This window comes from Flavobacterium sp. SOK18b, assembly GCF_014156605.1.
GTDB lineage: Bacteria > Bacteroidota > Bacteroidia > Flavobacteriales > Flavobacteriaceae > Flavobacterium > Flavobacterium tiangeerense.
This window is the reverse complement of sequence record NZ_QKNZ01000027.1, coordinates 14523-29029: the sequence shown is the minus strand read 5'-3', so window position 1 is coordinate 29029 and position 14507 is coordinate 14523. Positions and strand designations below refer to the sequence as shown.

The 14507-nt window shown below is 34.6% G+C and carries 11 protein-coding genes; 6 read left to right on the top strand and 5 right to left on the bottom strand.

Going from position 1 to position 14507, the window contains the following annotated elements; translation table 11 throughout:
• Both DNC80_RS05930 and DNC80_RS05925 read left to right on the top strand, forming a co-directional pair.
• The coding region (locus DNC80_RS05930; RefSeq protein WP_182650079.1) for a hypothetical protein at positions 1-1749 on the top strand (1749 nt) is incomplete at its 5' end.
• A gap of 25 nt (positions 1750-1774) precedes the next feature.
• Positions 1775-4861 carry a fibrinogen-like YCDxxxxGGGW domain-containing protein gene (locus DNC80_RS05925; RefSeq protein WP_182650054.1) on the top strand — a complete coding sequence of 1029 codons (3087 nt, stop codon included), beginning with the start codon at positions 1775-1777 and terminating at the stop codon, positions 4859-4861.
• A gap of 78 nt (positions 4862-4939) precedes the next feature.
• Here the strand turns inward: DNC80_RS05925 and DNC80_RS05920 are convergent, their stop codons facing one another.
• Together DNC80_RS05920 and DNC80_RS05915 are read right to left on the bottom strand one after the other, a co-directional pair.
• Positions 4940-5725: an anti-sigma factor domain-containing protein gene (locus tag DNC80_RS05920; RefSeq protein ID WP_182650052.1), complete on the bottom strand. Its 786-nt coding sequence runs from the start codon at positions 5723-5725 to the stop codon at positions 4940-4942.
• Positions 5725-6255 carry an RNA polymerase sigma factor gene (locus DNC80_RS05915; RefSeq protein ID WP_144890547.1) on the bottom strand — a complete coding sequence of 177 codons (531 nt, stop codon included), beginning with the start codon at positions 6253-6255 and terminating at the stop codon, positions 5725-5727. The genes DNC80_RS05920 and DNC80_RS05915 overlap by 1 nt, the downstream gene beginning before the upstream one ends.
• Before the next feature lie 408 nt (positions 6256-6663).
• Between DNC80_RS05915 and DNC80_RS05910 the strand changes: the two genes are divergently transcribed.
• Positions 6664-7251 carry a glutathione peroxidase gene (locus DNC80_RS05910; RefSeq protein WP_144890550.1) on the top strand — a complete coding sequence of 196 codons (588 nt, stop codon included), beginning with the start codon at positions 6664-6666 and terminating at the stop codon, positions 7249-7251.
• 183 nt (positions 7252-7434) lie between these two features.
• Here the strand turns inward: DNC80_RS05910 and DNC80_RS05905 are convergent, their stop codons facing one another.
• Both DNC80_RS05905 and DNC80_RS05900 read right to left on the bottom strand, forming a co-directional pair.
• Positions 7435-8385: a tRNA-dihydrouridine synthase gene (locus DNC80_RS05905; RefSeq protein ID WP_182650051.1), complete on the bottom strand. Its 951-nt coding sequence runs from the start codon at positions 8383-8385 to the stop codon at positions 7435-7437.
• A 58-nt stretch (positions 8386-8443) separates the two neighbouring features.
• On the bottom strand, positions 8444-8941 hold the full coding sequence (locus tag DNC80_RS05900; RefSeq protein ID WP_182650049.1) for a GNAT family N-acetyltransferase: 498 nt from the start codon (positions 8939-8941) through the stop codon (positions 8444-8446).
• Positions 8942-9037: 96 nt separating this feature from the next.
• Between DNC80_RS05900 and menD the strand changes: the two genes are divergently transcribed.
• Both menD and DNC80_RS05890 read left to right on the top strand, forming a co-directional pair.
• The gene (menD, locus tag DNC80_RS05895) at positions 9038-10699 is read left to right on the top strand and encodes a 2-succinyl-5-enolpyruvyl-6-hydroxy-3-cyclohexene-1-carboxylic-acid synthase (RefSeq protein WP_182650047.1); all 1662 of its coding nucleotides are present in this window, start codon (positions 9038-9040) and stop codon (positions 10697-10699) included.
• 88 nt (positions 10700-10787) lie between these two features.
• Entirely contained in the window at positions 10788-11129 is a 342-nt protein-coding gene (locus DNC80_RS05890) for a DUF2853 family protein (protein ID WP_182650045.1), read from the top strand.
• A gap of 138 nt (positions 11130-11267) precedes the next feature.
• Here the strand turns inward: DNC80_RS05890 and DNC80_RS05885 are convergent, their stop codons facing one another.
• On the bottom strand, positions 11268-12620 hold the full coding sequence (locus DNC80_RS05885; protein WP_182650043.1) for a M28 family metallopeptidase: 1353 nt from the start codon (positions 12618-12620) through the stop codon (positions 11268-11270).
• A gap of 414 nt (positions 12621-13034) precedes the next feature.
• On the opposite strand from DNC80_RS05885, the gene DNC80_RS05880 reads away from it, so the two are divergent.
• The gene (locus DNC80_RS05880; RefSeq protein ID WP_182650041.1) at positions 13035-13889 is read left to right on the top strand and encodes a S1 RNA-binding domain-containing protein; all 855 of its coding nucleotides are present in this window, start codon (positions 13035-13037) and stop codon (positions 13887-13889) included.
• Positions 13890-14507 lie beyond the last annotated feature (618 nt).

Below are 14507 nucleotides of genomic sequence, written 5' to 3'. Positions count from 1 at the left end.
TTAAAGGCAAATTTAGCTTCACCAACATTCACAGGAACCGTTTCTGGAATTGATAAAACAATGGTTGGATTGTCAAATGTCGATAACACGAGCGATGCCAACAAACCTGTTTCGTCTGCTGCGCAAACTGCCTTGGATTTAAAAGCGAATTTAGCTTCGCCAACTTTTACAGGAACGGTTTCGGGAATCGATAAAACAATGGTAGGATTATCGAATGTAGATAACACCAGCGATGCGAACAAACCAGTTTCTACAGCAACACAATCAGCTTTAGATTTAAAAGCAAATTTAGCTTCACCAACATTCACAGGAACCGTTTCTGGAATTGATAAAACGATGGTTGGCTTGGCGAACATTGATAATACTTCTGATGCGAACAAACCTGTTTCAACTGCTGCGCAATCTGCCTTGGACTTAAAAGCGAATTTAGCTTCACCAACATTTACCGGAACGGTTTCAGGAATTGATAAAACAATGGTAGGACTTGGAAATGTGGACAACACCAGCGATGCCAACAAACCTGTTTCGTCTGCTGCGCAAACTGCCTTGGATTTAAAAGCAAATTTGGCTTCACCAACTTTTACAGGAACGGTTTCAGGAATCGATAAAACGATGGTTGGATTGTCGAATGTCGATAACACGAGCGATGTCAACAAACCTGTTTCGTCTGCTGCGCAAACTGCCTTGGATTTAAAAGCGAATTTAGCTTCGCCAACATTTACAGGAACGGTTTCAGGAATTGATAAAACAATGGTTGGCTTGTCGAATGTGGACAACACCAGCGATGTGAATAAACCTATCTCAGTTGGAACACAATCGGCATTAGATTCAAAAGCACCATTAAACTCGCCAACTTTCACAGGATCACCTCTAGCACCAACTCCAACCGCAGGAGTTTCTAATGGCTTAATAGCAACAACAGAATTTGTAACTAATGCAGTGGCTACTGCTTCTGCAAATACGAGTTCAAATCTTGTAAATTTAACTACAGATCAAACAATTTCAGGAGTTAAAAGTTTTAGCGTTGATGCCATTATTAATGGCGTTACAGTAGGTAGAGGGAATTTTAATGAAAACTCTAATACAGCTGTTGGACTAGGAACTTTAGCAAATAATGCTGGGTATTCTAATACTGGATTAGGTAGAGGGGCATTAGCCTCAAATGGGGCGGCCGGAGGAAATACTGCATTGGGTTATATTGCATTATCAAACAATGTTTCAGGAACAGACAATGTAGCCATAGGTACTCAATCATTACAGTCGAATATTTCAGGATCACAAAATACTGCCATTGGTAAAAACGCAGATGTTGCCGCAAATGGAATTTCTAATTCGGTAGCAATTGGCGCAAATGCAATAGTTACCTCTTCTAATACAATTCAATTAGGATCAGATGGTAGTGGTTCACATGCAGCTATAACTGATGTAAAAACTAGTGGTGTTATCACTGCAGCTTCGTTCAAAGTAGCTGGAGGAACAGCCGCACAATTTTTAAAAGCAGATGGTTCGGTTTCAACGGAAGCTATTATGGAAGTTGCAGACGAATTTAGTGCAACTGCGGCTCAAACTTCATTTACTTTAACGCAAACTAAATCACCCAACAGCAAGGTTAAAATGTATATCAATGGAATACGAATTAGTAATACTGCATATTCCGTATCAGGAAATACATTAACTTACATACCCTCTAATAACGGATCTTACTCGTTGTCAGTAAATGACCGAATTCAATTTGATTATTTTTATTAATAGCAGCTTCTAAAACCAAAACAATATGAAGTTTTTTATAAAAATTGTTTTTATTCTTTCACTGTTTTTTACATTTCAAGGAAATGCACAAAATAGTTTGGATATCTTAGGACTGAGCATTACTGATCCAGCAGCTGTTGCTTTCAGCTTAAGAAAATTAAGTAGTTCGTATACTGGAAGTGCCATTCAAGTTCGTCGTAGTTTAGACAACGCTACTTTAGACATTGGCTTTAATGGTGATGGCTCAATAGATTCTGCTGCAATATTAACATTCGTTGGAATACAAGATGGATATGTGAGTATTTGGTACGATCAAAGTGGGAATAATAGACACCTTATAAAACCAGATTTAAGTCAACAGCCTAGAATTGTATCAAACGGAACCTTTAAATATATAGGGACTAAGATTGCAATTGATTTTTCGGGGAACAAAGGCTTGGTTTATTCTGGATCTTTAAATTTGGCAAGTGTTACAGCTGTAATACGTTCAGAAGCTACTAACTGGCCAGGTTATCACTGTATTCTAGATGGAACTCCTAGAATTGGGGGAATATTAGAAAACGGAGGAACTAATTTTCATTCTAATGTGTCTCCTGTAGCTATTTGGAGAAACGGAATTTCAAAATTGATTTCGAGTTCATTAGGGCCTACAAATGAAAGCATGGTATTGTCAATTACTACCAGTACGGATAATTTGAGCCAAATTTTTATTGGTAATTATGATGGTGGATCTAATGGTGGATCTATTTTGCAAAACGAAGCTATTGGTTTTTCTACGTTAAATACGGTAGGAGTTAGACAATTATTAGAGTGTAATCAAGGAAGTTATTACGGAATTCCATTAACGTTATGCACAACAGCAATCCTAACTAGTCCTTCACCACTAAATAGGTTTGAATGTAGAGGAACCGTTGCGGTCCCATTAAGCGTAGAAGCTACAGGTCAGAACCTAACTTTTCAATGGTATAGCAACACCATTCCAAGCACTGTGGGTGGTACATTAATTGCTGATGCTACTGCAGCTACTTTTATTCCACCAACCGTAAATAATGGCACTACATATTATTATGTTGTTGTTTCTGGAAGTTTGGGTTTACCAGCGGTAAGTCTCATTTCGGGGCCTGTAACCGTTGAGGAACTAGGGCCTGTTACAATAAATCCAGCTTCAGTTACCATTAATGCGGGAGAAACGGCTACCCTTACAGCATCTGGAGCAATTACTTATTCATGGAGTAGCGTTTTATATACCCCATTAGATCAAGTAACAACTGCTAAGTTGGCTGTTGGATTGCGATTGCTAAAATCTAATTATACGGGATTTGCGGTTCGCTTAAGACGTGCAAGTGATAACGTTGAGGCTGATTTTGGCTTTTTAGGTAAAAATCTAGATACAGCAGCAATTGATTCTTGGCTCGGAGTTTCAGCTGGATATTGTGTAAAACTGTATGACCAGTCAGGAAATGGAAATGACATGGTTGCGCCTTCAACTAGTGCACAACCACTTTACGTTGCATCTGGATTAAATTCAAAACCTATTTTAAGGTTTAATACGTCACAAAGTATTAAAAATAGTTTTAATTTTTCTGCTCCTTACTCGGTTGTGTATACAGCAAAACAAACAGGACCTACTAGAGGTAGAGTTTTAAATGGTTCCAATAACAATTGGCTTTTAGGATGGTGGGGAGGAAGTAAAAGTCAGGCCTATTTTGAGGGTTGGGTTTCACAAGAAAACGGAATTCCTGCAGACAATAACGCTTATGTATATTCAGGAACAGGAAACGGGTCAGCGTCATTCATTTTTGAAAATAGTATAGTTAAAACGATTTCTCAAAATGGAGGTAATGGCAGTCCTAATGGGTTACGAATTAATGAAAGTGAACCGTCTGATGCGGATGTTGCAGATATTTTTGCCTTTGACTCCGTACTTTCAGAAGTAGACAGAATAAAGGTAGAGCTAAGCACAGGAAACTATTACGGAATTTTTCCAAATATTCCCTTGGGACTTACAGCATCTATTGATGTATCTCCAACTGAAACAGCAACATACTATGTATCTGGTTTTTCTTTAAATGGTGCTTGCGTTGTAAACAATTCAGTAACAGTAACAGTTTTAAAAGATCCAAACCTTAGTAGTTTTGGAAATGTAACCAAGACTTTTTTTGACGGATTTTATACTATCACGCCACCAACAAGTCAAAGTACAGGTAGCATTTCATATGCAAGTAGTAATCCTAGCGTTGCCACCGTAAGCGGATCTAATGTGACAATAACAGGTTCAGGAACTACTACAATTACTGCTACGCAAGATCTTACTGGGACTCATTTTGCCGGAATTATAACTGCATCACTAACGGTGAATAGCGTTACTGTACTAACAAGAAATGGAAAAATTTCTACTTCAGATGCTAATTATGTGAATAAAAATGGCGCTTTAAGCACAAGTAATTCTTTAACACCTTTTGGCAACCCTGTAGCTACAAAATCAAACGATGGGTTAACACAAGCTTCAGCTGGAACTAGTGCTTTACAAATAAAAACAGATTATCCATCTGCAACGGATGGATTGTATTGGATTGTAAATCCTAATATTAATGGTGGTACGCCATTTCAAATTTATGCAGATATGACTACTGATGGTGGAGGTTGGACATTGATATTATGTAACAACAATAATTCTGGATGGAATGGAACTAATGCTATTCTAAGAAGTGAAACAGTTCCAACGATTAATGGTCAATATTCAATTATAGCCTATGCAGATTATCTAAAAAAGAGTACTAGTGGTTTTCAGTATATGATCGAAGCTTCAGCAAGAGGTCGTTGGGGTGGTATTTGGACCGCTAACCTAGCGTATAGTTTTGTGAACACCAATAATACTCAAACAAATATTACGTTAGATACAAAATTTGATTCTTGGAATTACAATAATGACGGAATTGAACAAATTATGCCTTGGTATGCAAATGGTTCACAAGGAGCTATAACAACAAGTAGCGACCCCAATGGAGCATGGTGGGGTACTTTAGTTTCCACAAACGGATTTTCTCCTGCGCCATGGATGGGTTGTTGTGGTAATGATAATCCAGGAATTATTTGGTATTGGGTACGTTAAAAGTAGAATGTTATAAATTGAATAAAAAAAAGGTTCAACTGTTGTAAGTTGAACCTTTTTAATGTGATTTTAAATTTTTTAAACTTTACCTAGAGTATACAACTGCTCCATTGTAGGGGATACGCTTCCGCCAGCAGGCTCAAGTGTTATCCCAAAAGCTTGTGCTTCATTTGCATTATTTACAGCAAATAATTTTTGATCATTTTTATCAAAATTTTCTAACAAACCAATACTTGTAGGGGTTAACGGATCTAGTTTTAAAGCCCATACTTGATAAACCATTCCTTTTGGTGGTTCAGGTAATCCCGATGCATCAACATAAACAACTTTTGTGTCTTGGTTCCAATACACTTTGGCAAAAGACTCTGGTGCTACTGCTTGACCTCCCAAACCTACAACAGTATTTTTAGTATCTCTTACTACTGCTAAACTGGTTTCAACTGCTGTGTTTTTAATTTTTAAACTTTTAAATTCTTTCTCTAAAGTTGCTTTTTCAAGTTTTGTAGCAGCTACTTGACTTGAAGTAACATTGAGTTCATTGAATTGATATCCTACACCTAGAAGTAAAAGTACAGCTGCAGCCCAACCCAAATACTGCATTTTATTACTACTCCTTTCAAGTGCTATTACAGGAGCATGTTTCAATTCTAGTTTTTCTTTTATTTTCTCAAAGTTGACTACAGAGTGAAATGGAGAAAAACTAGAGGATAAGGCTACAATTGCTTTTTCTATAGCAATGATCTCTGAGTTTATTTCAGCAGAATTTTTTGCTTTGCTGGCTACTTCTTCGCTTTCAGACTCACTTAGTAAGCCGTAAACATAAAGTTCCAGAATTCCTGATTCTATATATTCTTTTGTTTCCATTAGATTTTCAAATAATTTCTTAAATCGTTAATACAATTTCTATTTTGCGTTTTTACGGTTCCTAAAGGAATTGCCAACTCGTCACTAGCCTCTTGTTGGGTGTAGCCTTTAAAAAAAAGTAAATCTATTATCTGAATACATTTTGGCTTAAGTTTTTTAACAAAGTCTTGTAAACCAATAGTATCCATTTTGTCTGCCAGTTTCGAACTGTCTTCAAAGTGATTTACGAAATTATCTGTAGAAAGGTTTTTTTGACTGTTATTAAAGTTTTTAGAGCGAAGTTTATCAATAGAAGTATTTCTTGCAATATTTAAAATCCAGGTATAAAACCTTCCTTTACTTTCATTGTATGTATCAATATTTTTCCAAATTTTAACAAATACTTCTTGAAGCACATCTTCTGCTTCTTCTCGATTTTTTACTAAAACATTAATGACAGAGAACAAACTCTTAGAATACATATCATATAGATGTGTAAAAGCTCTCTCGTCTTTTTTATAAATTAATACCAATAGTTCTTCTTGACTCATATGTTTCTTTATTTTTAGTACTACAAACTTAAACTTTACTATCCATAAAAATAGTAAAATTATCTTTAATGAATTTATTCCGGGTGTAATTTTATAGCATACAATGAGATATGAGAATAAAAACAGCTTTTTATAAAACTTTTTTAGAACTCTTTACGTAAATAACTAAAAGTATTTACAGATAATTGAATATAGCAAAGCAAAACTGAAGCTTATAAATTAATGTCCATAAACAAGTTAAACATTAGGTTTAGCAATAGAAATTTAAATACCACATTAGTTTCGTTGTTTTATTTGTTTGGAAGCTTGGTTCAACATAAAGCCAAGCTTCTTTTTTTTAACTACTGTTTAACAAAGATAATTATCAGTAAAACAAATATTTGATTAATTTTACCAAAAAAAAATACCATGAAAAAAATATTATTCTTTACAACTGTTATTTTTTCTCTTTACAGTTGTCAAAATCAAGCACAACCAAAAAAATTAGAAACGAGTAATTACACAACACCAATGACAAAAGAATCGATATACCAATTTAAAGTTGAAGATTTGTCTGGAAAGACTTTTGATTTTGCAACTTTAAAAGGCAAAAAGATTATTGTGGTTAATACCGCTTCAAAATGTGGATTAACACCTCAATATAAAGATTTAGAGGCAGTTTACAAAGAATATAAGGATAAAGGTCTAGTAATTGTAGGTTTTCCAGCTAATAATTTTGCTTCGCAAGAGCCAGGTACAAACGAGGAAATTGCTACTTTCTGTCAAATGAATTATGGGGTAACTTTCCCTATGATGGATAAAGTTTCAGTAAAAGGAGATGATATGGCTGCTATTTATCAGTTTTTAACTCAAAAATCTAAAAATGGTTTACAAGATTCAACTGTAGAATGGAATTTTCAAAAATACTTAATTAATGAAAATGGAGAACTAGAAAAAGTTATTTCACCTAGAGTTCTTGTAACAGATCCGGAAGTATTGAATTGGATTAAAGCATAAGCAGTTAGCTAACTTTATAAAGTAAAATATTTTAAAAGAGATTTTCAGTCAAATGAAAATCTCTTTTTTTTGTGGTTTAAGTAAGTGTCGAATATTTTCTAAACTTTGCACCATTAAGAAATTAAGTTACATTAAGAATCAGCGTTTAATTTTTCTTAGTTTCTTAATGGTTTATTTTTTCCTCTAGAATTTTTCGTTTTTGAAAATTTCAGCTACAGCAGCTTCATAATTACGAATACTTTGCGCTTTTTTTATTTTTTTCAAAACCTTATGTGGATTTGAAAACGTAGCCGAAAAATATTCCCATAAATGATACATTTTCAATAAGATATGTGTAGGTCCCGAAAGAGATTCACTATAAATAGCATACAAAGTATCGTGAAAAGCACTGAATAATTCAATTTTGTTGGAAGGATATTCTGAATTATTATTTTTTATCATACTGGGTAAAAATGGATCTGAGATTAATCCTCTCCCAATCATCCAATGATCAATACTTGGATAACGTTCTTGCATTTCATGAAACTTCGCTACAGAGGTTATGTCTCCGTTGTAATACAATTTATGTTTAGTAGTATCAATACATTTTTGAAATCCATCAAGATCTACTCCGCCTTTGTACAATTGTTTTCCTAAACGGGCGTGGATGGCTATATTTTTTAAGGGATATTTGTCAAGAATAGGGAGTACATCAATAATTTCTTGAGGAGATTCATATCCCAATCGCATTTTCATAGATACTAGGATATCTGTTTCATTGTGTGCCCTTTCTAGTATATGATTGATTTTTTCAGTGTTGCTAATCAATCCAGATCCCATACCAGATTTTGTTACCATCGGGTAAGGACAGCCTAAGTTCCAGTTTAGTTCTTTGTAACCAAGTTCTCGTACATACTTAGCAACAAACAAAAATTCCTCAGCATCGTTTGTAATTACTTGCGGAATTACTTCTAATTCAAGATTGTTTTCTAAAAGTAAATCGCGCTCGTAAGAAGGCTTGATCACTAATTTTCCATTTAGGCGAATGTATGGCGAATAAAAAGTATCAATACCTCCAAAAAGTTTATTTTGGGCATTTCTAAATCTAAAATCGGTAAAACCCTGCAAAGGGGAAGAAAGTAATGTAAAACTCATAAGTACTATAAAAATGCAAAGGTACCTTTTTCAAGCCAGTAACGCTAATTAAGGAGTCTTATTCTAAAATCAACTGCATAAATACAGAGTGCAACCAACGGTCAAATTTAAATCCTGATTCTTTGATTATCCCTACTGTTTTAAAGCCAAATTTTTCATGAAATTCAACGCTACTTTGATTTTCAGAATCTATAACAGCAATCATTGTGTGTAAATTTTGTCTTTTTGCAAGAACTATTAATTCTTCAAGAAGTAATTTACCTATTCCTTTACCATGATGATCTTGACTTACATATACAGAATGCTCAACTGTAAATTTGTAAGCTTCTCGAAAACGGAATTCACTATACATACCAAAACCTACAACAACTCCGTCAATTTCAGCCACGATCACTGGGAAATTTTTACTCTCTTTATCGGCTAAGATGCTCATTTGTTGCTCTAGTGTTCTAATATTATAATCATACAAAGCTGTAGAGTGTAAAATATTGTAATTTATAATCTCCAAAATAGCTTGAGCATCTTCGGTTTTATAGGTACGTATCGTAGTTTTCATGGGGTATTTATTTGCTTCAAAAATAGCAAATAACAGTTCAAATTCAAGGAAAAAGACCAGCGAATTTGTAACTTTGTATCAAAGAAATTAGATACAATGATATACCCCAAAATACCTTTGGCGCAAAGCATAATTGAAATTTGTTTGGCCAAGGGAATCACCAACATAATTATTTCCCCGGGTTCTAGAAATGCACCACTTACCATAGGTTTTGTCAACAATCCTGCTTTTAAATGTTACAGCATTGCTGATGAACGTTGTGCAGCATTTTTTGGTTTAGGAATGGCACAACAAACGGCACATCCGGTGGCGCTTGTTTGTACGTCTGGATCAGCTTTGTTGAATTATTATCCCGCTTTTGCAGAGGCTTTTTATAGTCAAATTCCACTGGTTGTAATCTCAGCAGATAGGCCTCAAAGTAAGATCGATATTGGTGATGGACAAACCATCAGACAGGAAAATGTATTCGAAAACCATTCGTTATACAATGCTAATTTGCATGAGGATGTTTCGGCCGAGAATGATCTAAAAATCAACGAGGCAATCAATACGGCGATGACTCAAAAAGGACCCGTTCATATCAATGCTCCTTTTGAAGAACCTTTGTATGAAACTGTTTCAAAACTTTCAGTCAAAGTGAATACTTTCGCTTCCGCAAATGTGACTCAGACGATTTCCATAGAAGATGTTTCAGAATTTGCCACGATTTGGAACAATGCTACTAAGAAAATGATTTTGGTTGGCGTGAACGAACCGAATGCCGTTAACGAGAAAGTAATTGAGGCTTTCGCCAAAGATGAGTCGGTTGTAGTGTTGACCGAAACGACTTCCAACTTACACAATCATACTTTTATCAATAACATTGACACGATTATTACCCCTTTTACGAATGAAGATTTTGAAAATTTTCGTCCGGAGATTTTAGTAACATTTGGCGGAATGGTCGTTTCAAAAAGAATTAAAGCATTTTTACGCAAATACAAACCCAAACACCATTGGCATATTGATTCTTGGAGAGCGTATGATACATTTGGTGCTTTGACACACCATTTTGAAGTAAATCCAAATGTGTTTTTTGAAACCTTTCTGCCACTTACAAATGCAATAGAAAGTAATTATTTCAATCAATTAGACGCAGTAAAAGCATTGCGAAAGTTAAAAACTGAAATTTATTTAGATAAAATTCCTTTTTCGGATTTTAAAGTATTTGAGAGCGTTATTCAAGGTTTACCAATAAACAGCCATTTACAAATTAGTAATAGCTCGGCAATCCGCTATGCGCAACTGATAGACATTCACCCTACAATTGAGGTATACTGTAATCGTGGAACCAGTGGAATTGATGGCAGTACATCAACAGCGATTGGTGCAGCTGTGGCCAATACAAAACCAACTATTTTTATAACGGGTGACATAGGTTTTTTGTATGATAGCAATGCATTGTGGAACAGCTATATTCCTAAAAATTTCAAAATTATACTGATTAATAATGGTGGGGGCGGAATTTTTAGAATTCTACCGGGACATGAAGAAACGCCAGTTTTTAATACTTTTTTTGAGACATCCCATTGCTTGACCGCCGAACATTTAGCCAAAATGTATGGTTTAGAATATACAATCGCTAGTGATGAGGTAAGTCTTGAAAGTGGTTTAATTGCATTGTATGCGCAAAATGAGAAGCCATGTATTTTAGAAGTGTTTACACCTACACTTCAAAATGATAGTATTTTATTGCAATTTTTTAAAGAATTAGTGTAATTTTTTTCTTGTTTTTAATGCAACTCTGAGATATAATGTTTAATTTTAGTCTGTTATAAACTAAAAAACCAACAAAAAACTTTTATTTATGAGTGCAAGAGAAGAATTAATTGTAAAATACGCAGCAGATTTGAAAGAAAAATGCGGCATTGATCCAGATATGGATTTATTAACTAAAGTTACAATTGGCTGCGGACCGTCAATTTACAATGCTGATTCAGCAACGGTAGCTGGAAGTCAGCAGTCAGAATTGGACACAGTAAAAAATAATTTCTTGATCAAGAAATTAGGCCTAACTGATGGACCAGAATTAGACGCTGCCATAGATGCAGTAATGGAAAAATATGGAAGATCTAATAGAAATAAGTACAGAGCCGTTATTTATTATTTACTAACAGTTCATTTCAAGAAAGAGAGTGTTTACAATTAATTATTGATTGTAAAAATTAGGTATAAAAAAAGCGTTCGGCTCTATTTGGCGAACGCTTTTTTATTGTCTTTTAACGTAAACAACTTATTTTGATTGAAGTTTATAGTTCTAAATTTAAACTTTTATTAATTCTCATTTTTAACGAATTGGGATAGGAAAAACGGGTAAACTAGAATGTCCTAAAGCATCAACTGCTTGTACTGCAAAGAAGAAATTATCTTTGGAATACGGTATCTCCGCTTTTGTATCTTTTACAAAAATAGTTTTTTCCCAGTGTTGTGATCCTGTTTCTCTAATAAGGATGTTGTAGCCATAAACAGCTTTTCCTTCTGGCGCAGTCCAAAGTAAAGTAGAGAAATTTGTTAAATCTTTTACTTCAATTCCTACATTAGTTGGCGCTTTTGGTGACCACGCTAAGTTGCTGAAGGTAGCTAAGTTAGAACAGGTTACTTTTTTCATGTATTCAAAGTCCATGAATTCAGCAAGGTCACCATACTGAATGTTATTTTCTTTTCGCACATTTTGGTGTTGGTGATCGTAGTTCTCGTTCATTTCACAAAAACGAATTGCTGTAAAGCCGTTTTGACTAAAAGGAGTATGATCTCCACCACGTAAAAAACGGTCATTGCGGTACACCAGGTTAATATCCAATTGATCAACGTATTGGTTGGTTACTGTTTTAATGTAACGTGCTAACTGTCTGGATGGGCTATCATTATCGCGATTGGTTGATTTTCGCATTTTTGTTTCGGCTTCTGTTTCTAGATAGGGAATAGTTTCGCTAAAAACACGCACTCTGGTATTGTCACGTAATAAAGTTCCGCTTGATAAACTGTTGCCTATCATGTCATTGTTTAGCATAGCAATCAAATTCCATTTGCCTTCTTTGGCAAGATCAGCAAGATGTTTAGCACCATATAAACCTTGTTCTTCACCCACTACAGCTACAAAAATGAGTGTAAAAGGAAATTCTCTTTGACTCATAATTCTGGACAGTTCCATCATGGCAGCTACTCCGGAAGCATCATCATTTGCGCCTGGTGCATCAGATTTTGCGTCCATTACATCCGAAGCTCTAGAATCTAAGTGACCACTAATTATCATTACGCGATCATCAGTAGGATCTGTACCTTTTAAAGTTGCCATTACGTTTCCTAATTGGCTATCAGTTGCAATTCGTTTTCCATCGGCTTTGATGGTAAAAAAATCAATAACAGAAGTAAGTCTGCCGCCAGAAGCCAAGGCATATTTGTCAAATTCTGATTTTACCCAGCGTTGTGCTGCTCCAATACCTCGAGTATTACTTTTGGTATCGCTCAACGTATGGCGAGTACCGAAAGAAACGAGTTTCCGAACGGTAGCTTCCATATTTTCTGATTTTACTTCGGTCAACATTTTTTTAATTTCGGGATCATCAACTGTAGATTGTGCAAAAGTTGTAATCGAAAAGCATACAAATAGAATTAAGGTAGTTTTAGGATTTGGTTTCATTAATTGTTTTTTTAGTTTCCTCAAAGTTAGTAAAAAAGAAAAAGAGTTTTTCTTGTCCTTAAAATTTTAAGAATTGTTTGAGGTTAGAATATTAAAGTTTGATAAGTTTGTTATGTTTTTAATTTTACTAGTGTTTCTAGAGCAGCCAACGAGAACAAAAAACTCATAAAAAGGTGCTTCTGTTGTTTGTGTCATGAAAACGATATTTCCTAATCTAGCCCCGATGGAAGTGAGTATCCCACGCTTTTGGGCGTGGATACTGCGTACAGCGGGACTACACGTTATGAAACAACGAAGGTAGGTGCTCCTAAAAATAAAAAACAATAGCAATTTCCGCATTAGTTTTTTTGTGGACGGTTTCTTAATATCCTACTTTCAAACTTCGTACCTTTGCACTTTACAAAATATAGTATAATGATTGAAATAGGAAAATACAATACGCTAACGATATTACGTGATACCAAAGTGGGTTTGTTTTTGGGAAATCCAGAACAAGATCCGGAGGGAATTCATGACATTTTGCTTCCTAACAAATACGTTCCTAACGAATTTGAGATAGGTGAGGAGTTGATCGTGTTTGTGTATTTAGACCATGAAGAAAGACCAGTTGCTACCACTCTGGAACCGTATATTTTATTGAATGAGTTTGCACTTTTGAGAGTGAATTATACCAATCAAGTAGGAGCATTTATGGATTGGGGAATGGAAAAAGATATTTTGGTTCCGTTTAAAGAGCAGGCGCGCCCTATGGAAAAAGGAAAACGCTATTTGGTGTACCTTTATATGGATGAAAAAACCAATAGATTAGTCGCTTCTAGTAAATTGAATCAGTTTTTGAAAAATGAAAACCTAACTGTTGAGAAAGGTGAGGAAGTTGATTTGATTGTGTCGCATATTACGGAGTTGGGAATCAACGTGATTATCAACGAAAAGTATAAAGGATTGATGTACAAGGATGAAGTGTATGATGATGCCATTCGAACGGGAGACCGCATGCGTGGTTACATTAAAACAATCAGGCCAGATAATAAAATTGATGTTTCCTTGCAAATACAAGGTTATCAAAGTATTGAACCCAATGCCGAAAAAATTCTGGATGAACTGCGCGCAAGCAGAGGTTTTTTGAGATTGACCGATAATTCTCATCCCGAAGACATTAAAACTGTATTGAAGATGAGTAAAAAAACGTTTAAAAAAGCAATTGGTTCTTTATACAGGGAGCAATTGATTGAAATTAAAGAAGACGGAATTTATTTAGTTAAAGAGTAAAAAAAAGAAAGACTAATCTACAAAGATTAGTCTTTCTCTTTTTAATACTACAATAAAAAAATAGTACAAGTATTAAAATGGAATGATGGTTAAAAGAAACGGTATGTGCCTGCTCATCAATAGTAGTTGTGTACCAATTTTTAAGATGTAACTGCGACATTAGTTGCTTTTGACCGATTTTATTAATATGTTCAATTCATTGCACTAACGTGAAAAATAGTTTCGCGGTATGACCTTAGTTTTTCTTTAATAGATTTGATTATTTTCTAAAAAATGTTTTTAGTACCGTTTTGCACAGCATCAACAAGAAAAATAATACTTCGTTTAAACCTCAGGTGCTACTTTATTTTTATTTCGACTAATTTTAATGACTTGTTCATAGATTCTTTGCTCTGGAATTCTGAAAAAATAAAGCGAATAATTTCCTTAGAAAAAAGAGCGGTAACATTTTTAATGGTAAACAATACATTCTTTTTTTAGGTTAATGACTCAGTGAAGTATGATAAGAAATTCACCTTTATATCTTGTAATAAAGATGATTAACTTATTATAAAGTTAAAAAATAGTACGCTAATAATCATCAAGAATATCATTTTTTTTCTGATTTTTAACATTTTA

Bases quoted from the DNA above. Each gene is read 5' to 3' on its own strand.
- DNC80_RS05925 (WP_182650054.1), top strand. From the start codon at position 1,775: ATGAAGTTTTTTATAAAAATTGTTTTTATTCTTTCACTGTTTTTTACA.
- DNC80_RS05920 (WP_182650052.1), bottom strand. From the start codon at position 5,725: ATGGAAACAAAAGAATATATAGAATCAGGAATTCTGGAACTTTATGTT.
- DNC80_RS05915 (WP_144890547.1), bottom strand. From the start codon at position 6,255: ATGAGTCAAGAAGAACTATTGGTATTAATTTATAAAAAAGACGAGAGA.
- DNC80_RS05910 (WP_144890550.1), top strand. From the start codon at position 6,664: ATGAAAAAAATATTATTCTTTACAACTGTTATTTTTTCTCTTTACAGT.
- DNC80_RS05905 (WP_182650051.1), bottom strand. From the start codon at position 8,385: ATGAGTTTTACATTACTTTCTTCCCCTTTGCAGGGTTTTACCGATTTT.
- DNC80_RS05900 (WP_182650049.1), bottom strand. From the start codon at position 8,941: ATGAAAACTACGATACGTACCTATAAAACCGAAGATGCTCAAGCTATT.
- menD (WP_182650047.1), top strand. From the start codon at position 9,038: ATGATATACCCCAAAATACCTTTGGCGCAAAGCATAATTGAAATTTGT.
- DNC80_RS05890 (WP_182650045.1), top strand. From the start codon at position 10,788: ATGAGTGCAAGAGAAGAATTAATTGTAAAATACGCAGCAGATTTGAAA.
- DNC80_RS05885 (WP_182650043.1), bottom strand. From the start codon at position 12,620: ATGAAACCAAATCCTAAAACTACCTTAATTCTATTTGTATGCTTTTCG.
- DNC80_RS05880 (WP_182650041.1), top strand. From the start codon at position 13,035: ATGATTGAAATAGGAAAATACAATACGCTAACGATATTACGTGATACC.